The following is a 23,818-nucleotide window of genomic DNA, read 5'->3' as shown; positions in this document are numbered from 1 at the left end:
GTCGATGCGTACGGGCTGTGGTTTCACTCGGCTTCGCCGCGGGCGCGGGCCAGCACCTCCTCGACGCTGAGCGGGCTGGCCGGATGGTGGGTGAGGCACAGCGGGGTGGTCACCCGCTGGAAGCCGAACGCCTCCCCCGACACGTAGAACTGGGCGCGTTCCAGCCGTGAGATGTCGTCGACAGGGCTGCCCTTGGCCCTGGCCAGTTCGTTTGCGGCGGCGATCTGCGCCGGGCTGTTGAGCCTGCCGAAGAACTGCGTCATCGCGTTGCCGACGACCTGGTTGTGCAAGCCCTTCGGCGCCTGTGTCGCGAACAGCAGTCCCAGGCCGTATTTCCGCGCCTGCGAGGCGAGCACGATGGTGCTGCGGGTGCTCGCCGTGAGCGTCCCCGACGCGGCGAGCATCTGCGCCTCGTCCATGACGAAGAGGGCGCCGAGCGGCCGGTCGCCTGCCGGATTCCGCTTGGCCCAGGCGAAGAGTTCCATCTGGAGCTGATTGACGAAGTTCTGCCGCTGCTTCTCCGAAGGCAGCCCGATGAAGCTGATCACCGATACCCGTGCCCGCTTGCCTTCCCCGGGAGCGAGCAGGAGCGCCGGGTCGACGGGCTCGCCGCCGCCCGCCAGGAGGGGGTCGTTGACCATGGAGGCCTTCAGCAGCTCGGCCAGCTCGGCCGCCAGCTTTCGCCCGTCGTTCAACGTGCTCACCCCGTCGGGCAGGTCTTCGAGCACCTCGATGAGCGCGGGCAGGCTCCGTGATCCGGTCCGGGCGTGGTGCACGACGGCCTGCCGCAGCACCGCGAGCCCGACGCTGGCCTTCCCGGTGCTGCCGGTCAGTTTCACCTGCGGTGCGAGTGCCGCCACGGCGACCTCGACGGCCGCGTTGAACTCGTCCTCGTCGTCGAGGACACCGGCGAAATCGGGCAACGGCTGGAACGCGAGCGGCCTGCCACCGGCCCGCCCCGGCGTCCACACGACGACGTCGGTCTCGGCCAGATAGCGCTCGGCGAGCCCGGCGTCGTCCGCTCCCCATGCCTCGGGCGGCTCCGGCCAGGCGTCGCCGAGGCGGGCGAGGTCGTTGTTCGGGTCCAGCACGATCGCGGAAACGCCCTGTAGTGCGCACTCCTCCACGATCCGCCGCAGCAGCACCGTTTTCCCGGACCCCGAACCCGCGAACACCGCGGCGTGCTTGCGCAGGGCCGCCAGCTCGATCCGGACCGGTTTCCCGCTGCCCGACACGGTGCCGAGGGTGACCTCCCCTTCGGCCGCCGGGGACGTCTCGGTGGACACCGCTCGGGGCAATGGTTCAGGCAGGACCTCCGACAGGAGTTCCGACCGGCCGGCGGGCCGCCGGTCGACGAGCCACTCGTGCAGCTCCCGGCTTCCCTCGGCGAACATCTTGTCCAGCGCCCAGAACGTGCGGACGTCCGCATCGGACATTCCCCGGGATTTGCCGCCCTCCTTCAAGAACTCCTTGAGTTCCGCCTGGGTCTTCACTCCGCCCGACCACGCCGGGTTGCGCAGCAGCACCAGATGCCGGTTCTCCGCGCCCTTCCGCACCCCGGCCGCCGACCGCGCCTTGCGGAACCGGTGCAACGCGGCGATCGGATGCGACGCCGCGATCGCCCGGAACGCCCAGTGCTCTTCGAGGTCGGACGCTTCGTCCACCGTGCGGGTGAGCCAGGCGTGCAGCTCGTTGCGGTCGCTTTTGGCGCCGTAGACCCATTCCAGGTTGTCGTCGCCGACCTCGGTGATCCATCCCCGGATCGCGGCGGACAGGAGCCGGGGCATCACCTTGTCCTCGACCTTCGGATCCAGCAAGGCCGACGGGTCGGCCTCCGAGCGAAGTTCCTCGAACCGCTTGTCCAGTTCCGCGAACCGATCGGCGGCCATCGCCGGACGCGGCGGTCCAGCCGAGCGCACACCGCCTTCGTCGAACGTGGTCAGCTCGATCACCCGGCCCGCCCGGACGCAGGCGTCGATGTGCGCGCCGATCCGCTTCAGGACGTCTCGCGGCGACATCTCCTCCCATTCCCCGTCGAAGGCCGACGGGGCCACCGGCCACGTGGGATTGGGCGGCACGAACTTCATCGCCTCGTACGCGACTCCGAGGCGTTTCTCGACCAAGGCCCTGCCGACTTCGGCATCGGTGACCCGGCCGAGGATCAAGGCTTCGCGGAAGCGATCCGGGACGGTGTCGGTGGCCTTCTCCTTGAGCAGCTCCCAGGTGCCGGGGAGGCACGCGAGGACCGTCATGGTCCTTCTGGTCACCTCCCGCAGGCCCATCAGCCCGTCCGCGATCTGGGCGACCAGCAGGTCCTGTTCGTCGCTGTCCCGCACCTGCCGCTGGCCGACGGCGGACCGGGCCACCAGGGTGTCGAGCTGATCGACGGCGATCACGATCGGCCCGGTGAGCGCGAGCAGCCGCGTGATGTTCCTGACCTGGGTCTTCGCGGATTTCGGATCCGACCGGATCCCCCATTTGCGGCGGTCCCCGGATTTCGACTCCGCGAACACGCCGAGGTAGTCGTCCCCGACGTAGTTCTTGCTCGGGTCTTCGCTCGCGTAGAGCACCAGTGCCCGCGCCGTGTCGGCGCATTCCCTGGCGACGTCCCGATCGAGAGTGCGCAGGCCGTCGACGAACGTGTCGACGTCGGCCCTCGACAGACCACGCCCGTCCAGGATCTTCTTGGTGACGTTCGCATCGATGCTCGCGCGAAGGCAGACGCGCCGCAGGAAGCTGGTGAGCTGAGGGACGCCGGAGCCGTCGAGCCGCGAAAGACCTCTGCGCATCGCCTCGGCGGTGTTCTCCCAGAACGCGTCGCCCGCCGTGAGGTCGTTGAGGAAGAAGTAACCGCGGGCGTCGTGGGCCTGCTTCCGGACGAGCCCGAGCAGGTGGGTCTTGCCCACGCCCTTCTTCCCTTGAAGGACCAGCCCGATCGGGCTCGGGCCGTCGCTGGCGACGGCCTCCTTGATCCCCGAGCTGACCTGTTTCAGCACACCGGTGTGCAGGCCGTCGACGTGATACGGCGAATCACGCCACACGTGATCGGGGGTGTCGGCCCAGTCGAATCGCAGGGCCGCGAGCGCGCTCAGCTCGTCCATCACGGCGCCTCGATCGAGATCAGATGGTTGTCTTCACCGCCGATGCGGATCGCCGCCTCGTGATCGGCGGCGGTGAGCGCCTTGCGATTCGATTCCGGCACCAGATGCGCCTGTCCCGACCGGCTGAGTTCCTTCAGTACCGCGTCGACGTCCACAGTGGACGCTTCACCGAGCATCGGCCGCAGCTCCACCAACGAGACCCAGTCACGCGGCGAACGGGACAGTTTGCGGTAGGCGATCCGGATCCGGGACTCGATCTCCTCCACCGTCAGGTCGACCTCGGGCATGAAGAGGTCGGCGAGCCGGAGCTTCTCGCGCCGGAGGTGTCTGCCGAGCCCGCCGAGCACGACGTACAGGGCGCTGCCCAGACTGCTCCGGGGCAGGGGCGCCTCTTCCTGGCTCAGTTCCTCCTCGCACCAGGCCCAGCCACGCTCGGTCAGCTCGTGGTAGAAGGGACGGCCGCGTTGTTCGCTGGCGACCAGATCGAGGCCGTTGAGCTGACGGCGTTCCTTGCCGTCGAGGGCGAAGCCGACGATCTCGCGCAGCTCCGGGTTCGACACCTCGCGGGCGACCACCATCAGCGCCAGCATCGCCGCGGTCTGCTTCTGTCCCAATCGATCCGTCATCCGTGATCCTTCCGTACGTGATTAGCGCTGATCGAGAAATCCGCTGAATCCCTGGCGTGTCACCCTGGCCTCCGAGGTGCGCACGGCCCATTCGATCGCCTCCCGCGTCTCCGGCGGGGCGAGCACGCGATGTCCCGGCGCCGCGTCGGTCGCGCGGACCCGCGTGGCCGACATGAGCTCCTCGGCGAGGTCCTGGACCCGTTCCCGGTCCCCCGCGCCGATCGCGATCTGCAGCTCGGCGACGATCTCGTCCACGAAGCCCCACATGAGCGGCCGGAGCCGGGCGTGCGCGGTTTGCCGGAGCACGCCGGCGACGTCGAGGTCACCCGGTTCGACGAGTGCCGTCGTCCCTCTGAGCTGGTCGACGAGGTTCTGAGCGATCTCCATCGGCCCGCGCGACGGGCCGAACTGGAGATGCCGCAGATTGCCGACGTACCCCGGCAGGCTGTTCGGCTCGGTTCCCTTGGTGAGCACCGGGACGACGCGGCGGTCCTGCCCGAGGGTCCGGTGCAGGAACAGTTCGACCTCGGCCGACTGCCAGCGGCTCACCTCGCGGTCGACGATCAGGCACAGATGTTTCGCGTCGTCCGCGGTCTTTTCGAGCAGCGACCGTTCCCCGGACAACGACAGCACCGGCCGGACACCGAGCTCCACCAGGTACTTCATGAGTTCTTCGGCGAGGTACATCGTCGGCCTGGTCGTGCTGACCCGGACGTCGTGGGAGAAGGTGCGTTTCTCCGCCCGGACCGCGGCGACATAGGCGTCGCGGTTCTCCGCGAGCAGGTCCGTCCGGTCGAAGTCGTGCGCGACGACCGCCGCGACCGTTTCCAGCGCGAAACTGATCTGGTCGGCGGTCGGGCTGATCTCCGTCATCACCGGAAGCTGTTCGCCGAAGGTCCAGAAGGAGACGTACGGCAACGTCAGATGTCGCGACATCACGTCCGGCGAGACGTCGCGATCGAGCCAGCTGCGGAACAGGTCCTTCGTCTCTTCGAGACAGATGCGCCGCCACTCCTCCGAGCGCGCGTACTCTTCGCGGGCATCGAACCTCGACAGCACCGGCAGCACGGTCAGCTGCGGCCGGTCGTAGGGCATGCGGTCGCGCGCGGCGTTGGCGCGTTCGGCGATGTCGACCGCACCCCGCATGCTCTGCACGTTCGCCGTGAAGAGGACGACGAGCCGGTCCGGAAGATGGGCGGTGCAGATACCCCCGATGTCGGAGATGCCCGTGCGGCTGTCGATGAGGACGTAGTCGTAGGCGGCCGTCCACTGTTCACGGCATTGTTCGAGGTAGTCGCCGAAACCCTGTTCGTACAAGCCTTCCCAGTCGAGATCCTGCACCCGCCGGACGTAGGCGTCGTCCCCGCGGCCGGCGGTGATGACGTCGAGCTTCACCTTCCCGGTCAGCCGGGTCGTATGCGCGCCAGGAGCCAGCCTGCCTTCACGGAAGTCGTCGATCAGGTCCACGACCCCGCCCGACGGGGGCGCGCTCATCATCGGCCGGAAGTAGGCGTCCAGACCGGGCGCTTCGAGGTCCCAGTCCAAACACAACACCCGATATCCCCAGCGTGCCAGGAGAACGGCGATATTGGCCATGGTGAAGCTCCGGCCGACACCGCCCTTGAAGGAGTAGAAGGTGACCACGGTTCCCGGCATGGATCAGAACCTCGGCAGCTTCGACGGTCGCGGCGGTTCGGGCGGTGGTGTTTCGATCGGCCACTCCGGAGACCACGGCGGTGCCTGCTCGATGATCTCCACCAGCTCCTTCACCATCCGCCCCAGTTCGTCCTCGAACTCGATGTACTCGGGGGTCTTCTGGTACTGCGGATGCGGTTTGTTCCAGTCCCGGAAACTGCGCATCCGGCGTTCGTGCGCCCAGGCGGGGTAGTAATCCGAGTCGCTGAAGATCACCGGATAGATCAACCGGCCCGCCTTCGCCACGCCCTCCCGCGCGACGATTTCCTCCCGCTTCGCCATCGTGTGCCATTCGGCCATGCACCGCTCGTCGCGAAAGTACTTCGGGGAACAGACCGGGATCAGGATCCGGGCACGCTGCAACGCCTCGCGTACTTCCCGAGGCCAGTTCCCGCCGACGGCGACACTGTCTTCGAGAAATATCTTGACGTCATAGTCGACGTTGTCGTCCAGAAGTCTCTGCAGCCGAGGGTGGAAGTGATTCCGCACCCAGTCCGGGGCGTCGCCTCCGCCTCGGCGATAGCTGATGAACACGTCGTACTCGTACACGAGCGCCATCGCTCCTTCGCCCCCGGATCCGTTTGACAGCACCGATCGTAGGGGCCGAAGACACTCTCAAAAAGGTCCAAAAACACGACAAAAACTGGACATGGCGTCGCATACGAAGCCGCCGAAGACAAAAAGATGACAAGCGGACGACAATGACTGCCCGCACGCGTTCGATCGTCGAGAATGCGACCATCCGGCGGGCAGTGCGCCCTTCACCTGACAGGAGTTTCGATGGCCGACAACGAGCCACCGCATGTGTTCGTCACTTACGCACATGATTCACCGGAGCACAAGGAACGGGTCCGCCGCTTCGCGGATTTCCTGCACGGCCGGATCGGTCTCGAAGTGCACCTTGATCAATGGGACGACGGCGAACGTCGCGACTGGTCGTTGTGGGCGTTGAAACACCTCGACACGGCGAATTTCGTGGTCGTCATCGCCTCGCCCGACTACAAACGCCGTGCCGAGGGAAACGCGGCGTTCGACGAAGGACGCGGCTCCCAGTTCGAGGCGGCGCGGATCCGCGATCGCCTGACCAGGGATCTCGGTGGTGAGATCAAACGGATCCTGCCGGTCGTGTTCCCCCAGCAGTCCGTCGACGACATCCCGAACTTCCTCAATCCGCACTCCACCACGAGATATCCGGTCGATGTGTTCACCGAGGAGGGTGTGGAGGATCTTCTGGCCGCGATCACCGGCAGGGCCCGGCATCAGCGCCCCGAACGCGGCCAGTGGCGTGGCGGCGCAGTGAACGCGGCGGGCCCCGGCAAGACCTCGGTCGCGACCGGCCTGGAATGGCGGGCGTGCAGCGACGGCATCCGCACCGAAGGCGCGCGGATCAACGACGTGCACTACGCGGACAGCATCGTCTTGCGGGCGGCGGAGCGGCTCGCTTACGTCGAAGTGGACCTCGGGATGGCCTACCGGAAATTCACCGCGACGGCCGGCGTCCTCGACGACGCGGCCGAACCCTTCCAGGTCGGACACTTCCGCGTCCTCCTCGACGGGCGGCCGTCACCGGAGGTCAAGGTGGCGCTGGGAAAACCGGCGGAGATCGAAGTCGGCGTCACCGGTGTGCTGAGGCTCCGGCTGGAGTTCCACCGTCCGGGGACGACGGAGAGCAGGTGGCTGCCGGAACTGGCGTGGGGCGATCCCGTGCTGGAGTAGGGCTGGTGGCGCTCACTGGTCGCGCGGCGTGGCGAGCCCGGTTCTGTTGAGGGTAGGGCAAACGTGGCGTGGTCGGTGCAGGTGGTCGTGAGTGGCGTTTCGGGCTCTAACCCGAAACGCCACTCACGACCCGCGCTTGACCAGGGCCGAAGGCTCCCTTCGCCACATTAGACGCAGTGAAGGGGGCCTTCACACGCGTCTGCTGTGACTGCTGGGACTGGTGGTGTCGCACGGCCGCAGGTGGCGATCGTGTAGTCCGTGAAGGCCTCCTTCCCTACCTTCAGGGTAGTGAAGGAGGCCTTCACGGACCTGCGGCCAACAGCCACTCACGACCCGCGTGCGACACCCCACGTCACCCTTGCCCCTCAAGAGAAGTCCTCCTCCACCACCAGTTCCCGCAACTTCACCAGCCCCCGGTGCTGTTTCACCCGGACGTTCCCCGGTGACAGCCCGAGCGCGGCCGCGGTCTCGGTGGCGGTCAGCCCGACGACGATCCGCAGGGTGAGCACCTCCCGCTGCAGCTTCGGGAGCCGCGCGACGAGCCTGCCCAGCCGCGCACCGAGGTCGACGTCGAGCATGTGACTCTCCGGATCGTTGCGGACCGGCCCGGCCTCCGGCAGTTCGGGCACGGGATCGGACCGGTCGCGGGACACCGCGCGGAAGGCGTCGGCGACCTTGTTGGCCGCGATCGCCCGGACGAGATAGAGGAACGAGCCGCCGCGATCCTCGTACACCGGCAGCATTTTGAAGACCGCGAGGCACACCTCTTGCGCGACGTCGTCGGCCGACAGGTAGGAGAGGTCGCGTCCGCCCATCCGCGCGCGGCAATAGCGCACCAGCATCGGTTTGACGACGGCGAGCAGCCTGTCGACGGCGTCCTCGTCACCGGCCTTCGCCGCCATGACGAGCGGATCGAGCATCTCTTTGGTCAGCCGGCCCGACGGGCGCGGGAGGGTGTCCAATGTGCGGTAGCCCCGGACTTCGCCGTCGATCGGGCGGGTGTCGATGGTCGGCATCGGCTCAGCCCATCACTTTCGCGGTGGAATCGAGCCGCCGCACCTGCGCGAGGAAGGCGTTCATCCTCCACCGCAGGCTGTATGCCTTCGCCGTGTCGCCGAAGACCTTCTTCTTGTGCAGGATCGCGGCCAGTTCCCCGATGGTGCGTCCGTCCGCCTCGGAGATTCTGAGGGAGATCCCTTGCCGGATTCCGTCGGATTCCGGGGACCGGGCGATCATCGGGTTGCCGTCGTCCGCGACGGACCAGCCCTTCCTCGCGATCTTCTTCTTGAAGACCTGGCGCAACTGCTGCCCGGTCAGCGTGGTTTCCACCCGCCGCGGGCGGAAACCGTGTCTCTTGAAGGCGATGTAGCCCAGGTACACGACGGCGATCACGACGAGGATCAGCACACCGGAAGTGCCGTTTCCCTCGCTCGTGGTGTCAAGGGCGATTCCCATGTTCTCTCCCGGGCGTTCGCGGTCCGAATGCCCGATAATCGAGGAAATCGCGGACGGTGTTGCGCACCGGAGTTTGTTGTCCTGATTTTGTCCGTTGCCGTTCGCCGGAAAGCGGCCAGATCAAGGACACCTTTCGCCAGGGCGCGATCATCGGTAGCGAAACCGGCCTCTGGATCGATCCCTGCGCTGTCGAATCGCCACGATCACGGGGAGAGCGCGGATGACGGATCGTTTCGATGTCTTGTTGTGTTTCACCGCGGAGGGCGCGGCCCAGGTGGACGAACCGGAAGCGGCACTTCGCGACGCGGGGCTCCGTGTTCTCCGGGACACCGCCGTCGACGAGTTCGCCGACGCGCTCGCGAACTCCCGTGTCGTGCTGGTCCTCTGCTCCCGTGCCGACCGGGCCCTGGTCGTCGATCCCGGGGCGGACGGCGAACAGGCCGTCGATCCGCGGGACCTGCCCGCCTTCGCCTGGCTCGTCCGGCGCAAGGTGGCCGACGCCCGCCGCGGACGCCCGGCCCGGATGGTCGGGCGGTATCGCGAACTCCTGGCGCTCCATCGTGGCCTGCACGCGCACCCGGTCCTGATGGTGCGAGGCCTGCCGGGTGTCGGCAAAACCGTGTTGACCGAGCAGTACGCCCGCATCTTCCAGGACACCTTCGACGGCGGTGTCCTGCGGCTGGGCCCGTTCGGGCAGCACGCGCCGGAAGAGGTCCTGTCCCAGTTCCACCTCGCGCTGGCGCGCGCGGCAGGCGACCGGCTGGGCACCGATCTGTCCGGCATCGGCTTCGACCGGCTGCGCGACCACGTCGCCGAACGGATCGGCGCCGACGGGCGTCGCGTTCTCGTCCTCATCGACGACGTGCCTCCAGGGCTCCCTCCGGACGTCCTCGAACGGCTGCTGCTCCCGACCTCCGCAGTGTCCACAGTGCTCGTGAGCCGCGTGGGGAATTCTCCGTGGGACGTCGCCACACTCGACCTGGCCGGGTTGACACCGGCGGAAGGGCTCAGGCTGTTCAGCGACTACCGCGCACCGGCCGACGACATCGAGCGGGAAGCGGTGCTCCGTCTCGTCGAACACTGTGGCGGGCATCCGATCACGCTGCGCGCCAACGCGTTGGCCGTGCGACGCCGGGGCGAACCGCTCGCGTCCTGTCCGGACACGGCACCGCCGGCGATCCGCGGTCTGCTCGCCGGTTGCGGTCCGGTCGCCGCCGGGATCATCCGCCTCGGCGCGATGCTGGCACCGGCCCCCTTTCCGCTCGGCATCGCCCGTGACGTGCTCGGAGACGGTTCCGTCGAAGCCGTCGGCGATCTCGAAGAACAAGGGCTCGCCTCGCTTGTGGACGGCGGGTTGCGGCTGCAACCCCTCGTCGCCGAGGTGGCCAGGGCGGGGCTCGATCCCGGCGACCTGCCCTCGTCCGCGGCGAAGTCCTTGCTACGCCTGCTTTCCGACGAACGCGCCGAGTACCGGGACTTCCTCCTCCAGCATGCCCGCGCCCTGGCCGAGCGCACGTCCGCGGCGCTCCGGATCCGGCTGCTGCGCCCGGTCGCGGCCGCTCACGAACGGCACCGGGATTTCTTCGCCGCCGGCGAGGTCCATGCCATGATCCTGTCCACCGAAGGCGCCACGAGCACGGACTTCGTGACGGCCGCACGGGTGGAGATCGCCTGCGGGCTGTACCCGGAGGCGGTCCGGCACGCCCGCCACGCGCTGCTGGTTGCGGCCGACGACGAGGAACGATGCGAGGCCAACTTGGTCGCCGCACAGGCATTCGACTGTCAGGGCGACTACGGCGCCGGTGAACGGACTTTCTGGAACGAGCTTCCCTGGCGGGGTGAAGCCCGGCCATCCGCGGTCGTGGCGCGCGCACAGGCCCTGCGTCTCCGAGGCCGGGCCAGGGAGGCCATCGCCTCGCTCGACACGGTCCTGCCGGAGCTCCACGACTCGCCTTCCGGCGACCTCCTGCCGTCGGCCCTGCTGGAATACGCCCGCGCCCTGCTGCTCGACGACCGGCCGCGGCGGGCACGCGAAGCCGCGGCGGAGGTGATCGCGGCGTTCCACGCCACCGGAAGGAAGCGGCATTTCCGGTGCGCCGAAGCCGAATTGCTGTGGGCGGAGGCGACGGTCACGCTCGACCTCCGAGACCTTCACCCGGACCGGTCCGTCGCCGCCCTGCGCGAACTCGAAAGCCGGTATGGACGGCGTCACGGCGCGGAGAGCCCGGCCGCCTTGACCGCCGCGGCCCTGGCCGGCCGCGCGCTCCTGCTACGAGGGCGGCCGGAGCGGGCCCTGCAGGCGTTGAGCGCGACCGAGCGGACCGTCCTCCGCGTCTTCGGTCGCGAGAACCGCTTGCGGTACCGGATCAGGCACGGCATGGCCCTGGCACACGGACAGTCGCGTGACTTCGGCCGCCAAGCCGAACTCCTCGAGGAGATCCTCCAGCCACAGATCCGCTTGCTGGGCGTGACCCATCCGGAAACCCTCGAAAGCCGGCTCGACCTCGGCCTCGCGCTGGCCTTCAGCGGGCGCGACCAGTACCGGCGGGCCACCGAACTGGTCGACGGCGCCGCGCACGACATCGTCGCGACGCTCGGCCCCGCGACGGAGTTGTCCGAGAAGGCGATCGCGGCGAAACGGGTGCTACGGGGCACGGCGAGTCAGTTCTCCGACGGTCGCCAGCGCACTCCGTAGGCGAAACCCGGTGTCAGATGCCGGAACTGGACGTGGACCTCGCCCGACGCGTCCGGCGTCAGGAAGCCCCCGCGTGCCGCCTCGTCACTCGCGTCGTCCTGGAAGACCCGTTCCAGCAGGACGACTTCCACCGGGATCGGCAGGGCGAACCGGACGTGCAGATCGAACAGATCCACCGGATGCCTTGGGACGCAGACGAAATGCGGATGCCTGAACTCCGCCCGGAACCGCAAGGCGATCTCGTGTTTGCTCAGCCGCTTGAGCGGGCTGGGCAACCGCAACGCCAGTCCGACGCGATCGGTGGACTCCATCACCCGTCCGGTCAGCCGTCCACCGTGGAACACGTCCACGCGGAGATCCTCACTGCCGATGGCCTCACCCCGGTAGACCGAGTCGGTCAGGGTGAGGGCCAGGTCCAGTTCGGCGATGTCGTCGGCGTCGGCGACGATCCGGCGGGATTCGAGGACCTCCGGCACCGGCTGGTCGAGTGCCACCGCCACGCGCAGTTCCTCCGTGTGCCACCGTCGGCTGGGCTGAGTCGCTTCGGCCTCGTCGGATTCGCTTGTGGACGCGGCGGCGACCTCGGCGAGCTGCTCGATGCCGTCGTCGATCCGGCGACGGGCGGTCCGGTCGTCGCGCTGCAGATGCTTGGCCAGCCAGCGCACCCGATCCTGATAGAAGGGATGCACCGCGTCCGGATGCAGCCCGAGCGCGGCCAGCACGGCGGTGCACAGGTCCTCGGGCAGCGAACGCGCCCAGCCGGACAGGCATTCACCGAGCGTCCGCCGGATGGCCGCGTTCCCCTCGTCTTCGGCCATGCCGCAGACCGCGCGTAACGCGGGTCCCGCCCGTTCGGCCAGCTGAGGGGCCGCGATTCCCCGGCCCCTCCGAAGCAGCTTCAATTCGCCGGCCAGATCCGCAGCGCTGACGGTCACCAGTCCTCCCCTAGTGGTTCAAGCACGGTCGTCAATAGTCACCAGCCCGGCGGCCCGTGTCCAGCCGGTGGCGGCGGTGTATCGCCGATCGTTATTTTGGGTTTTCCTTTCCCGCTCATACGGGAAACAGGAAACTCCTTGTCGCTCCCGGACCGGCGACGCATTCTTGGTGAGCCGCCCCAATTCGCGGCGATAACACCTCAACCAGCGGTTTTCCCGCGTTGTCGAGTGCTGCCCTCATGCGCTCACCGAAGGAGTCGGAATGACCGTCAAGTGCTCGCTTTCGCTGCTCTTACGGATCGCTTTCTGGCTGTGGGTGGTCGCGCTCCTCATCGGGGTGGCGCTCGGCAACGCGATGGGGACCGCGCCCGCGAACCCGGTCTCTCCCGTGGTCGCCACACACGGAAAGGAGGTGGACTGACCATGCAGACCCACGCCATCGGCCTGATCCTGGCCCTGCTCGGCATCGTGTTCGGCTGAGGACACGGCATGGAACACACCCGCGTGCGGCGGCCGGATCCGCGGATCCGGCCGCCGGACGGAAGCCACTGCCGGAACATCGTCCGCACGGCCATACTGATCCTCCGACGAGGATGGGGGCCGATGAACGAGAGAGCAACGTTCGGAGCGGAGTTGCGTCGCCGCCGTAAAGCGGCCGGCCTTTCGCTCACCGAACTCGCCGCACGCACTCACTACAGCAAGGGTTACCTCAGTAAAGTCGAGACCGGGATTTCCGCGCCGAATCCCGCACTCGCGGAGTTGTGCGAAACGGAACTCGGCGCGGAAGGAGAGTTGAAACCGCTGCTTCCCGGCGAACCCGTGCGACGGCGGACACGGCCGGACGTCAGACCGTCCGGTCTGCCACCGGCGACCTCCTCCTTCACCGGACGGGCGGCCGAGCTGCGGGCGATCCGCGCGGCGCTCGAAGCCGACGGGGGTGTCTGCGTGGTGTCCGGCATGGGCGGTGTCGGCAAGACTGAACTCGCGGTGCGCTGCGCGCACCGGCTGGAGTCCGGATTCGCCGACGGCTGCCTGTTCGTCGACCTGCGCGACGAAGCCGGCGAACCCGCCGCGGTGCACGACAGGCTGCTTCGCATACTCGGTGTCCCCGCGGACGGCATCCCGGCCGAGCCTGCCGACCGCGCGGCGCTGTACCGATCCCGGCTTCGCGGCCGCAGTCTGCTTCTCGTACTCGACAACGCGGTCAGCGCGGCGCAGGTACGCCCGTTGCTTCCCGCCGAACCGAAATGCCGCGTGCTGATCACATCGAGGTCCAGGCTGAGCGCGCTCGACGACGCCGCGCACGTCTCCTTGGACATGCTCCCGCTCGACGCGGCGGTCGGCCTCTTCACCGCGATCACCGGCGTTCCCGCCGGTCCCGCCGTCACCCGGGTGGTCCGGCGCTGCGCCCGGCTCCCCCTCGCGATCCGGATCGCCGCGGCGCGGCTTCGCGCGCATGCCGCGTGGGACGTCGCGGAACTCGACCGGCGGCTGGCGGACGAGTCGGCCCGCCTCGGTGAACTGGACGACGGCGAACGTTCCCTCGCCGCCGCGTTCCGGCTGTCCGTTCAGCAGTTGAGCACCGCCGAGGCGAGACTGTTCGGGCTGCTCACCGTCCATCCCGGAACCGACGTCGACGTCCACACCGCGAGCGCGTTGAGCGCGCTTCCGTTCCGGGAGGCCGATCGGCTGCTGGACCGTTTGCACGAAGCCCATCTGCTCACCCAACCGGACTCCGACCGATACGGATTCCATGACCTGTTGCGCGCGTTCGCCACCGAATTCGTGCTCACCGACGCGGAGGACGGCATGAAAGCTTTCAGCAGGCTCACCGATTTCGCGGTGCGGACCGCCGCCCGGGCCGACCGGGAGATCACCCCGCACCGCTACTTCCCGGAGATCGTCTTCGACCCTGGCGTCCCGGAACCGGCCAGGCTGGACGACAGCGAGATGGCGATGTCCTGGTTCCGCGCCGAATGGCCCGGTCTGGTGGCCCTGTGCCGGACGGCGGGCGAACGCGGCGAACACGAGCGATGCTGGCAGCTCGCCTTCTTCCTGCGCGACTTCTTCTTCGTGGCCAAACTCTGGGACCCGTGGCTGGAGACCCACCGATGGGCGCGCTCGTCCGCCGAAGCGCTCGGCGACACGTGGGCACTGGCCACCACCACCGCCAACCTCGGGGTCGCGCACGTCGATCGCGGCGACCTGGACGAAGCTTCGGCGTACTACGGCGAAGCGCTCGCGCTGTTCCGCCGGATCGGTGACGGGCACGGCGAGACCACCACCCTCGCGCACAACGGCTGGGCCGAGCACTACCGGGGCAACCACGACGACGCCTTGCGGGATCTCCGGCAGGCGCACGCGTTCTACGTCCGTGACGGCAATCGCCGCAACGCCGCGATCACCGATCGCGGCATCGCGCTGGTGCTGACCGCGCTGGGGCGGTCCGAGGACGCCGCCGCGATCGCCGGCCGGACGCTGACCGTCTTCGACGAACTGGGGCTGGACCTCGACGCCACCATGGCGCTCAATTGCCTGGGCTGGGCCTGGTATCACGCGGGACGCCACGACCTGGCCGCCTCGGCCTATCGTGCCGCCGCAGACCGGGCGGAGTCGTGCGGGAGCCGGTACGAGACCGCCCGCGCCTACACCGGGCTCGGCAATGTCGCGGCCGCTGAAGGCTCCGCCGAACTGGCGGCCGGACTGTGGGATCGGGCCGACGAAATCCACCCTGACCTCGATCGGGTGACGGTCGGCGAGGCTCGGGTGCGGACGGCGTGACCGCTCAACCGGCGTAACGGGCCGCGAGGCTGCTACGGTTGGCCTGTCGCGGTTCAGACACCAGCCGCCGGGTCCCTTTTCCGGGTCCGGCATGCCCTCGGGCAGCTGCCGGCCCTCCAAACCGGCAAGGAGTCAACTTGACCGACTACCGCGCTCCCGCTTCCGATCCGCCCCGACCGACACGGAGATTCGTGTCCCCTCTCGACATCTCGATCACGGCTTCCGCCACCGACACGGTGGTCACCGTATCCGGCGAAATCGATCTCGGCGTCTCCGACGACCTGCGCAAAGCGCTGGACGAGGAGCTCCGGTTCAAGCCGTCGGTACTGATCGCCGACCTGTCCGCGGTCACGTTCTGTGATTCGTCCGGCTTCACCGTCTTCGTGCAGACCCGCGCGAAAGCCGAAGAAGCCGGCGTCCCGTTCATCCTGGTCACCCAGGAGCGGGCCCTGCTTCGCCCGATGTCGCTGCTCGGCCTCGACGCGGTCCTCACCGTGCACCCGACGCTCGATTCGGCACGGGACGTGCTCACGCACTGACCAGCTGTCATGATGGGCGGTTGTGACGGGTGACAAGGATCCAGGCTTCCGTATCGGCGGACGTCCCCTGGCGGAGCGGCTGACCGAAGTCCTGCCTTCGCTCGCGAAGACGGTGCTCTCCGAGATCGTCCTCCGGATCCCGGAGTACGGTCTGCTGCCCGCCGAGGAACTCAGCGGCGACATCACGCACGTGATCGAGCAGAACCTGCGTTCCTTCATCGACACTCTGCGCACCGGCGCCACGCCGACGCGGCGGGAGCTCGACTTCCTCCGCGAATCGGCGGCCCGGCGCGCGGAGGAGGGCATCCCGATCGACGTCGTCCTCACCGCGTACCACATCGGCATCCAGGTGGTCTGGGCGTCGCTGACGCCGGACGCGCGTCCGGACGAGGTCGCCGACGTCCTGGCCGTCAACGCGCTGACCCTGCGTTATCTGGAGGTGGTCACGCCCGCGGTCGGCGCCGGCTACCTCGACGAACGCCGCACGATGTTCGACGACGAGCGTTCGGCGCGGCACACGGTGCTCTCCGCGCTGCTCGACGGCGAACCCGCGGAGGTCGCGGCTGGACAGGCGGGCCTGCGGCTTCCGCCGTGCTACATCGTCCTCGCGGCGTCGGTCGGGGCGCATCCGGACGAGGAGGTCGACGGGGTCGACCCGCTGGTCGCCGGACGGCGGAAGCTCCGGCGGCTGCGGGTCGAACTGGAACGCCAGATCCGGGGCACCGTCCTGACTTCGCTCACGCCGGACGGCGGGCTCGCCCTGCTGCCGCACGAAACCGCGGCCGACGAACTGTCCACCCGGGACTGGGCTCGCTTGGAGCGGGTGCTCGCCGACGTCGCCCGGACGGCGGGCGCCGAGGTCATCGCCGGGACCGCCGCGGCCGAGCCGTCCGGTGTGCCCGCCGCGGCGAAGCTCGCGCAGGACGTACTCGCGGTCGCCACCGGAACGGGGCGGCCGCCCGGGCTGTACCGGCTCGACGACGTCCTGCTCGAATACCAGCTTTCGCGTCCGGGCCCGGCACTCGACCGGTTGGCCACCCGGCTGACGCCGCTGGACGGCAACGAAGAACTGCTGCAGACGCTGGAGACCTTCCTCGACCGAGGCGGGCGCCGTCAGACGGCGGCGGCCCTGCACGTCCACCCCAACACGGTCGACTACCGGCTGCGCCGGATCGCCGAGCTCACCGGGCTGGATCCCACCCGGCTCGAACATATCGCGCTGCTGAACGCGGCCCTTGCGGCTCGCGCCGCCACCCGGCCCAAGGCCTTGTGACACGTCACAGAACGTGAAGGGCTCCGCTCCGGCACAGGCCGAGCAGGCGGCAAGCGGAACGGCACTCGCCCGGGAAGACGAAGAGATTCGTCCCTGTTTCGTCGGCGAGCAACTGCGCGCGTTCGAGTGCCCGGATCCCCGTCACCCCGAAGAACTCGAGCTCGGACAGGTTGACGATCACCGTGGTGCCGCTGCCGTGGAGTCGCTGGTCGAGCATCTCCCAGAGGCGCGGCGCGGTCCCCAGGTCGACCTCGCCGTTCATCTTGACGACGGTGGTCCCCCTGGTCGGCCTGCTCACGTGCAGCCGGAGACGTTCCCGCGGTTCCTCGAGTGCCCGCCGTTCGGAGGACACTGAGAAGGCGCGCTTGTTGTCAAGCGCGCGGGGCGTCGACAGGGAAGTCATATGTGGAAGTACCCAGGCGCGCGGAGCGGTGAAACCGGCCGTCCGCTTGAAGACCCCGGAAAGCGGGTATCACCAGCGGGTCGGAGGTGATGTCCCATGTCCGCTGAACAGACGGGCCAGGGGCCGGTGGTGACCGGTTTCGACGGCTCGCCCGAGGCCCGCCGCGCCGTCCGCTGGGCGGTCGCCGAGGCGAAGACCCGCGGCCTCGGCGTGGTCCTCGCGTACTGCACTCGCGACCGGCTTCCCCCGCCCGGAGCGGACCCTGTCGCGACACCGCTGAACGAGGCGGTCCCTCAGGCCGCCGACGAGGCCGCGGAAGTGGAACCCGCCCGGCGGCAGCTCGCCTCGATGGCCGAAGCGCTGAAACGCTCCGACCCGGACCTCGACGTCCGCACGGTCGTGCGTGGAGGCACTCCGGAGCAGGTGCTGACCTCGGTCGCCGACGAGACGGACGCGGCGATGATCGTGCTGGGCGAATCCCACACCGGGTTGTTCACCAGGGCCGTCCTCGGCTCGACGGAATCCGGCGTGACCAAGACCGCCGGCCGTCCCGTCGTGGTCGTGCGCGGAGACGAGCCGCCACCCGGCGGGCCGGTGATCCTCGGTACCGACGGCTCGGAGCAAAGCTCGCAGGCGGCGGGATTCGCTTTCGATTTCGCCTCCCGGCACGGGCTCACCGTGCACGCGGTGCACGTCGCGCGGATGCCGCTCTGGGGCCCCGCGAGCGAGCCGCTGCTCGGCGGGCCGGTACTGGATCCGGCGCCCGGCATCCCCCAAGAGGTGGCCGACGAGCTCGTCGCACGGCAGCTCGAGCCGTGGCGCGAGCGCTATCCGGACGTCGCCGTGGAGACGGTGCACGGGGTGGGGCCCGCCGCGCAGGCGTTGACCGTGCAATCCAGTGAGGCCGCGCTGCTGGTGCTCGGCCGGAGCGATCACGGCGATCTCAGGCGTCTCCTGCTGGGTTCGGTCAGCGACGACGCGCTGCATCACGCGCATTGCCCGGTGGCGGTGGTCCGGGCCCAGCCGGTCGGCTGAGCGCGGCGTCTCACGAAGAAGCGAGCTCTCCGAGCGTGCGCCGCGAAACGCGGAGTTCCGCGGCCAGCAGGAGGCCGCCCGTGCGGGCCTGGGCGAGCGCGTAACCGACGTCGGCGACCTTGTCCCAGGCCTCGCCCGCCGTGTCGCCCGCGCCGACCCGGCCTGCCAGCAGGCATTCTTCGAGCTGGCCCTGCAGGCCGGGCAGAACCTGGACGAGGTCGTCGGCGAGCTGCTGCAACGCCCCGATGGTCCGGCACAGGTCGGCGGGCGAGGCGGGTTCACCCGCCCGCAGGCTGCTGTGCAGGTGGCGTACGACCGATCCGGCCTGTGCGGCCAGCAGATACGGCGGCTCCTGCGACTTGGGGCTCATTGCCGTGGAATACCCCGTGCGCGACCTGCGAAAACAAAGTTTGTGCCGAACAGGCCGCGGGTATCAGCGGTTGTGAACAACGACGTACTCACCTTCGGGGTCGAGGAAGAGTTCTTCGTGGTGGACCGGACCGGTCACCTTTCGCCGGCGGGCGACGCCGTCGTGGACGCCGCGGACGAAGAAGAAGGCGAACTCCAGCAGGAGCTCACCCGTTCCCAAGCCGAATCGGCCACCGGCATCTGCACGACCCGCGACGAGGCCGAGCGGCAGCTGACAACCCTGCGCACCGACCTGGCCGAAGCCGCCGCACGGCGGGGTTGCCGCCTGCTGCCCAGCGGCAGCGCGCCGCTCGCGGAAACGGCTCTGCCCGCCATCACCCCGAATCCGCGCTACGAGCGGATGTCCGAACACTTCGGGGCGACCGCGCGGACGTCGCACACCTGCGGCTGTCACGTGCACATCGCCGTCCCCGACCGGGAAACCGGGATCCGGGTGATCGACCGCGTGCGGCCCTTCCTGCCCGCGCTGCTGACCTTGACCGCCAATTCCGCGATCTGCGACGGCTACGACACCGGGTACGCCAGCTGGCGTTACCAGCAGTGGAACCGCTGGCCCTCGGCGGGCGCGCCGCCGCGGTTCGGCTCGCTGGACCACTACGAGAGCATCGTCGATGCCTGGCTGCGGGCGGGCGCCATCCTCGATCGCGCGATGGTCTATTGGGACGTAAGGCTTTCCGAGAAACAGCCGACGGTGGAGTTCCGGCTCGGCGACGTCGCGGCCACCGTCGGCGAAGCGGTCCTCTACGGAGTGCTGATCCGCGGCCTGGTCGGCACGATCCTCGCCTCGGAGGAACAGCCCTCGAAGCTGTCCAACGAGGTGCTGCGCGCGCAGATCTGGCGGGCGTCGCGGGAAGGACTCTCCGGGCGCTGCCCGCATTTCCGGACCGGCGATCTCGCCCCGGCGAGCGACGTGCTCGACGACGTCGTCACGTTCGCCTCGGGTGCGCTGGCCGAAACCGGTGATCTCGACTTCGTCCGCGACGGGTGTGCGCGGCTGGCCGCCGGGGGCGGCGGGGCCGATCGGCAACGGGCGCGATTCGAGAAGCGGGGTGTCGCGGAGGACGTCGTGGACCTCCTCGCCGTCCGGCCGACCTGACGGCGCTCAGGGTTCCTGTTCCAGGCAGGTAAGCGCTTGGGCAGCGAGCCGCCGGACCTCGCTCCAGCCACTGTCGCCGAACCAGGCCGCGTCCGAACTCGTAGGGCCTTGGCGATCCGACACGGCGACGACCGCGGCCACGACCTCGCGAATCGCGTCGACCTCATGGCCGCCACGGAGGATCGTCCCGATTGACGTGGCCGGATCCACCGAGTCCCACGGGGTGTCGTCCACCAGCCAATGGACGGCGTTGGTGAGGTCCGCGCCGTCGAGCACTGCAGGCTCTGCTGCGAGCACCTTGAGCGCGGAGAGCACATCCTCACGCCGTTCGGGCCATTCGACATCCATGGGCCCATGGTGTCAGGTCCGCCCGACCGGACACCGCCCCGTGATTGAAGCCGTAACTCGCGTGATCGAAAGCGGAACTCGCGTGATTGGAGCCGTATCTCGTGACTTACGGCTCCAATCACGCGAGTTACGGCCCCGAGCACGCGTCTTACGGCTTCAAGCCCGGCTTCAGTTCCGGCGGGCGGCGCAACGGGCCCCAGTCCGCGTCGTGCCGTGCCCGGTCCCGCAACAGATCCCGGGCCTCCCGGAGCACCGCGGTGGAGATCCGGCCGACCGGTTCGGGATCGGTCAGCAGCGGCTCGTTGTCCGGACCCGAACCCACGATCCGGCCCGCCAGCACCCAGGGTTTGGTATCACGACGGCGTTCGTGGCTGAGGTGGCAGTAGTCGTAGAGCCGCCGGGCCAGCCAGAGTTCGAGCGGCTGATCCCGCCACCAGGGTTCGGGATCGAGGGGGTTCACCGAAAGTCCCGGCAGTTCCGCTCCGGTGAGTTCGTCCCGGCTCGTGCCGGGACGATGCTCGGGAGTCGGCGCCCACCGCACGTACAGTCCTTTCCGCCGCCTGACCAGCGCGGCGAGATCCCCCAGTGACTCCAACCGTTCCATCGAGCACTCCAGCCGAGAAGTGGACACGGTGACCGGCGCGCCGGCGTCCCTGCTCCGCCGGGGCTGCCCACGCCGGTCCACCTCACGGCCGGTGGACGTACAACCTCGCTACGCCGGCCGTTGTCTTCCGGTTACCCACTCGTCACGCGACTACACCGATTTCACGAGCGAGCGATCCACGAGATGAGCGATCTCCTCCAGCACCAGCTTCGCTTCCGGGATCGAGGCCAGCATCCACGCGTGGATCATGCCCTCGTACTCGTGATAGCCCAATGGCACACCTTGCTCGGTGCACAGCGTGTGGAGACGCCGGGCGTCGGCGAGCAGGACGTCCTTGGTTCCGATGTAGACGGTCAGCGCCCCGAGCCCGGAAAGGTCGCCGGACAACGGGCTGAGCCTGGGATCGGTGCGGGGCAATGGTCCACTGTAGAGTCTCGCCGCCTCGTTCAGACCGGTGAGCGCGAGGTAGGGGTCGCGTTCGTCCAGCGCGGGTTGCGCCGGATGGCTCATCGTCAGGTCCAGCCACGGCGACAGCAGGACGGTCTCCTTCGGCACCGGCCTGCCTTCGTCCCGCAACGCCTTGGTGAGCGCCAAGGCGATGCCCGCGCCGGCGGAATCCCCCATCACGATCCGGTCCTCCGGCTCGGCAGCAACGGCGAACTCGTCGTAGGCGCGACGGACGAACGCGGTGGCCTCCGGGCATTGATGGTCCGGGGCCAGCGGGTAGATCGGCACGGTGACCGAGCAGCCGGTGCGGTCGATCAGCCGTCCGAAGAACCGCCAGTGGTCGTGCTGGATCTGGTGCACGTAAGCACCACCGTGGAAGTACAGCACGTGCTTGGCGACCCCGCCGCGGCGCGGGCGGATCGTGTAACAAGGCCGTCCGTCCACTTCGGACCGCTCGACGTCGAACCGGCGCCGGATCGCGCGGATCGGCCCCCGGTCGCCCTTCGCCTGGCTGCTTTCGATGCTCCGGCGGAATCGGTCGAGCTCGGCGTACGTGCGCTTCCGTTTGGTGAGGCGCAGCCAGGCGAGCAGCGATTTCGCCGTGAGACTCGTCTTAGACCTGATCACGGGGAACCGTCCGATGCCAGTTGCGGGAGAACGTCCGACGCTCGCCTTCGAAGGCGTCGAGTTGCGCGTCGATCACGAACTCGTTGGGAGTGCACGAAACCCGGGTCCGCGTCTCGGACCTCGCGGACCAGTCCCCGCGGGCGAACGTCATCGACCACGCCGTCTCCGCCACCGGGGAACAGAAGTCGTCGGCGACCCACGAGTACCGCTCGAAGACATTCCTCGTGACGTCGAGATCGATGTCCTCGAACCGCACCTTGCCTTCGTTCTTCACGATTTCGAGCGCGGAGCGGTAGTCGATCAGGTCGCGGGAAACGGTCCAGCGCTGTTCGCCGGGCTCGACCTGGGTCGCCGGCAGTGGTTCCGTGCCTTCGGGTTCCCCGAACGGCCGAGCCGGGACCTCGTCCGCTTCGGCCATCGGCCGCACCGGCAACGTCAACGTGCTCTGTCCGGTGTGGACGGTCACCCTCGCCGGTTCCGGCGGAGGCCACGCGAGCGGCCAGTACGACGACGAGATCGACAGCCGGATCCGGTGCCCGGCGGGGAAAGCCTGCGCGACGGCGTTGAGCTCGACCCGCACCCGGTATCGCGTACCCGGTTCGAGCGGCTCCGGGTCGTCGTGGCCGTCCCGGTGGGTCAGGTTCAGCAGGCCGTAGGTCACTCGCGTGGCCCTGCCGTCCGGCGCGACGTCGGACAGCCGGACGGCGACCTGCGCGACCGGCTTGTCCGCCGACACCTCCAGATCCACCACCGGCGAACCGAGGATCTCGCACGGCTCGGCGAGCTCGTCGGTGTCGAAGACGAGCGAGCCGCCGTCCTCTTCCCGCTGGTCGTACGGCAGGTCGGGCGGAGCGCTGTAGGAAGCCCATTTACCGGCGAACTGGCCGACCGAAAGCGGCGATTCCACCGGCAGATCCTCCGCCGGGACCTCCTCGCCGGGTCGCGCGATCCGGTGCCGTGCGAGCCGATGCTCCGACGGACGCACATGCGGCGAAGGCCAGGACGGCTCCCCGACCCAGCGGCCGGGGCGGTCCTCGTACGAGGTCGACGGTGGCACGCTGTCCTGCATCCAGGTCTGCAGCATCGGCCCGTCCATGACGCCGTTTTCGACGTCCTTCAGCCAGTGGTCCCACCAGCGGACCAGTTCCTGCAGATACCCGATGGCGGGGCCGGGCCGTCCGAGATGCGGGTACTTGTGCGACCACGGCCCGATCAGTCCGCGCCGCGGCACGTCGAGATTGGCCAGCAGCCGCGAAACCGCGTTCGAGTACCCGTCCGCCCAGCCGCTCGACGCGAGGACCGGCACCTGGACGTCGCTGTAGTTCTCACAGACCGACGCGTGCCGCCAGTATTCGTCACGCCGCTGGTGGCTCAGCCATTCGCCTACCCAGAGACCGCAGTTCTCCAGGCGTTCGTGCCACAGGTCGCGCCACCGCTCCCCCGCCAGCGCGGGGTCGGGCGGCAATGTGGCGTAGGCGAACATCGTGGACGCTTCGGCGACGTTGTCCGACAGCAGGCAGCCACCCATGTAGTGCATGTCGTCGGAGTACCGGTCGTCGGTGAACGACGAGATCGCGATCGCGGTCAGGCTCGGCGGTTTGCGCGCCGCCACCTGCAGGGCGGCGAACCCGCCCCAGGAGATGCCCATCATGCCGGTCCGGCCGGAGCACCATGGCTGCGCGGCGATCCATTCGAGGACGTCCTCGGCGTCGAGTTGCTCCCGTTCGAGGTACTCGTCGGCGAGGATTCCCTCCGACTCCCCCGAGCCGCGGATGTCGACGCGGACGCACGCGTAACCGTGCCCCGCGAGGTACGGATGGTGCACCGAATCACGCACCGACGTCAGATCACGGTGCCGGTACGGGATGTACTCCAGGATCGCCGGAACCGGTTCGCCGTCCGAGGCGACCGGCCGCCAGATCCGGGCCGACAGCCGGACGCCGTCGGAAACCGGGATCCAGACATGGTCCTCCTCGGTGATCTCGTACGGCAGCGAAGCCACCGTCCGCATGG

The 23,818-nt window shown here is 68.9% G+C and carries 21 protein-coding genes; 8 read left to right on the top strand and 13 right to left on the bottom strand.

Features of this window, described 5'->3' with window-relative positions:
• Window positions 1–23: 23 nt before the first annotated feature.
• From AB8M46_RS25345 to AB8M46_RS25330, 4 genes are read right to left on the bottom strand one after another with little or no spacing between them, the layout of a single operon-like run.
• Window positions 24–3,101 (bottom strand): ATP-binding protein, encoded by a 3,078-nt coding sequence (locus tag AB8M46_RS25345; protein ID WP_394361836.1) that lies wholly within the window; start codon window positions 3,099–3,101, stop codon window positions 24–26.
• Window positions 3,101–3,727 (bottom strand): hypothetical protein, encoded by a 627-nt coding sequence (locus AB8M46_RS25340; RefSeq protein ID WP_125737683.1) that lies wholly within the window; start codon window positions 3,725–3,727, stop codon window positions 3,101–3,103. The genes AB8M46_RS25345 and AB8M46_RS25340 overlap by 1 nt, the downstream gene beginning before the upstream one ends.
• Window positions 3,728–3,748: 21 nt before the next feature.
• Window positions 3,749–5,383, bottom strand: coding sequence for a CATRA system-associated protein (locus AB8M46_RS25335; RefSeq protein WP_394361835.1), 1,635 nt, complete (start codon window positions 5,381–5,383; stop codon window positions 3,749–3,751).
• Between the two features lie 3 nt (window positions 5,384–5,386).
• Window positions 5,387–5,980 carry a TIR domain-containing protein gene (locus tag AB8M46_RS25330; RefSeq protein ID WP_394361834.1) on the bottom strand — a complete coding sequence of 198 codons (594 nt, stop codon included), beginning with the start codon at window positions 5,978–5,980 and terminating at the stop codon, window positions 5,387–5,389.
• A 222-nt stretch (window positions 5,981–6,202) separates the two neighbouring features.
• On the opposite strand from AB8M46_RS25330, the gene AB8M46_RS25325 reads away from it, so the two are divergent.
• On the top strand, window positions 6,203–7,138 hold the full coding sequence (locus AB8M46_RS25325) for an SEFIR domain-containing protein (protein WP_394361833.1): 936 nt from the start codon (window positions 6,203–6,205) through the stop codon (window positions 7,136–7,138).
• 365 nt (window positions 7,139–7,503) lie between these two features.
• Here AB8M46_RS25325 and shbA read toward each other — a convergent pair whose 3' ends face one another.
• A complete protein-coding gene (shbA, locus tag AB8M46_RS25320) occupies window positions 7,504–8,154 on the bottom strand; it encodes an RNA polymerase sigma factor ShbA (protein WP_394361832.1) in 651 nt (216 codons plus the stop codon).
• 4 nt (window positions 8,155–8,158) lie between these two features.
• Window positions 8,159–8,593, bottom strand: coding sequence for a hypothetical protein (locus AB8M46_RS25315; protein WP_394361831.1), 435 nt, complete (start codon window positions 8,591–8,593; stop codon window positions 8,159–8,161).
• 220 nt (window positions 8,594–8,813) lie between these two features.
• Between AB8M46_RS25315 and AB8M46_RS25310 the strand changes: the two genes are divergently transcribed.
• Window positions 8,814–11,288: a hypothetical protein gene (locus AB8M46_RS25310; protein WP_394361830.1), complete on the top strand. Its 2,475-nt coding sequence runs from the start codon at window positions 8,814–8,816 to the stop codon at window positions 11,286–11,288.
• Here the strand turns inward: AB8M46_RS25310 and AB8M46_RS25305 are convergent.
• Window positions 11,255–12,223 (bottom strand): hypothetical protein, encoded by a 969-nt coding sequence (locus AB8M46_RS25305; protein ID WP_233629988.1) that lies wholly within the window; start codon window positions 12,221–12,223, stop codon window positions 11,255–11,257. The genes AB8M46_RS25310 and AB8M46_RS25305 overlap by 34 nt on opposite strands.
• Before the next feature lie 262 nt (window positions 12,224–12,485).
• Here AB8M46_RS25305 and AB8M46_RS25300 point away from each other — a divergent pair, with 262 nt between their 5' ends.
• The 4 genes from AB8M46_RS25300 (at window position 12,486) to AB8M46_RS25285 (ending at window position 16,816) form a co-directional block, all read left to right on the top strand.
• The gene (locus AB8M46_RS25300; protein WP_158634322.1) at window positions 12,486–12,644 is read left to right on the top strand and encodes a hypothetical protein; all 159 of its coding nucleotides are present in this window, start codon (window positions 12,486–12,488) and stop codon (window positions 12,642–12,644) included.
• 182 nt (window positions 12,645–12,826) lie between these two features.
• Window positions 12,827–15,004 (top strand): ATP-binding protein, encoded by a 2,178-nt coding sequence (locus tag AB8M46_RS25295; RefSeq protein ID WP_394361829.1) that lies wholly within the window; start codon window positions 12,827–12,829, stop codon window positions 15,002–15,004.
• Window positions 15,005–15,195: 191 nt separating this feature from the next.
• Entirely contained in the window at window positions 15,196–15,543 is a 348-nt protein-coding gene (locus AB8M46_RS25290) for an STAS domain-containing protein (RefSeq protein WP_063777632.1), read from the top strand.
• A gap of 22 nt (window positions 15,544–15,565) precedes the next feature.
• The gene (locus AB8M46_RS25285; RefSeq protein WP_394361828.1) at window positions 15,566–16,816 is read left to right on the top strand and encodes a PucR family transcriptional regulator; all 1,251 of its coding nucleotides are present in this window, start codon (window positions 15,566–15,568) and stop codon (window positions 16,814–16,816) included.
• Between the two features lie 4 nt (window positions 16,817–16,820).
• Here AB8M46_RS25285 and AB8M46_RS25280 read toward each other — a convergent pair whose 3' ends face one another.
• On the bottom strand, window positions 16,821–17,168 hold the full coding sequence (locus AB8M46_RS25280; RefSeq protein WP_394361827.1) for an STAS domain-containing protein: 348 nt from the start codon (window positions 17,166–17,168) through the stop codon (window positions 16,821–16,823).
• Between the two features lie 147 nt (window positions 17,169–17,315).
• On the opposite strand from AB8M46_RS25280, the gene AB8M46_RS25275 reads away from it, so the two are divergent.
• Window positions 17,316–18,254, top strand: a complete 939-nt coding sequence (locus AB8M46_RS25275; RefSeq protein ID WP_378428028.1) for a universal stress protein — start codon at window positions 17,316–17,318, stop codon at window positions 18,252–18,254.
• A 10-nt stretch (window positions 18,255–18,264) separates the two neighbouring features.
• Here AB8M46_RS25275 and AB8M46_RS25270 read toward each other — a convergent pair whose 3' ends face one another.
• Window positions 18,265–18,624 (bottom strand): hypothetical protein, encoded by a 360-nt coding sequence (locus AB8M46_RS25270; protein WP_037344392.1) that lies wholly within the window; start codon window positions 18,622–18,624, stop codon window positions 18,265–18,267.
• A gap of 72 nt (window positions 18,625–18,696) precedes the next feature.
• On the opposite strand from AB8M46_RS25270, the gene AB8M46_RS25265 reads away from it, so the two are divergent.
• Window positions 18,697–19,779: a glutamate--cysteine ligase gene (locus tag AB8M46_RS25265; RefSeq protein ID WP_037344390.1), complete on the top strand. Its 1,083-nt coding sequence runs from the start codon at window positions 18,697–18,699 to the stop codon at window positions 19,777–19,779.
• 6 nt (window positions 19,780–19,785) lie between these two features.
• Here the strand turns inward: AB8M46_RS25265 and AB8M46_RS25260 are convergent, their stop codons facing one another.
• From AB8M46_RS25260 to AB8M46_RS25245, 4 genes are all read right to left on the bottom strand, one after another.
• Window positions 19,786–20,127 carry a hypothetical protein gene (locus AB8M46_RS25260; protein ID WP_394361826.1) on the bottom strand — a complete coding sequence of 114 codons (342 nt, stop codon included), beginning with the start codon at window positions 20,125–20,127 and terminating at the stop codon, window positions 19,786–19,788.
• 148 nt (window positions 20,128–20,275) lie between these two features.
• Window positions 20,276–20,731 carry a DUF6098 family protein gene (locus tag AB8M46_RS25255; protein ID WP_394361825.1) on the bottom strand — a complete coding sequence of 152 codons (456 nt, stop codon included), beginning with the start codon at window positions 20,729–20,731 and terminating at the stop codon, window positions 20,276–20,278.
• Window positions 20,732–20,881: 150 nt separating this feature from the next.
• A complete protein-coding gene (locus AB8M46_RS25250; protein ID WP_394361824.1) occupies window positions 20,882–21,805 on the bottom strand; it encodes an alpha/beta hydrolase in 924 nt (307 codons plus the stop codon).
• The gene (locus AB8M46_RS25245) at window positions 21,792–23,816 is read right to left on the bottom strand and encodes a CocE/NonD family hydrolase (RefSeq protein ID WP_394361823.1); all 2,025 of its coding nucleotides are present in this window, start codon (window positions 23,814–23,816) and stop codon (window positions 21,792–21,794) included. The genes AB8M46_RS25250 and AB8M46_RS25245 overlap by 14 nt, the downstream gene beginning before the upstream one ends.
• Window positions 23,817–23,818: the final 2 nt, after the last annotated feature.

Source organism: Amycolatopsis sp. SB7-3 (assembly GCF_041021335.1).
Taxonomy (GTDB): domain Bacteria; phylum Actinomycetota; class Actinomycetes; order Mycobacteriales; family Pseudonocardiaceae; genus Amycolatopsis; species Amycolatopsis japonica.
This window is presented reverse-complemented; position numbering and strand designations above follow the sequence as displayed.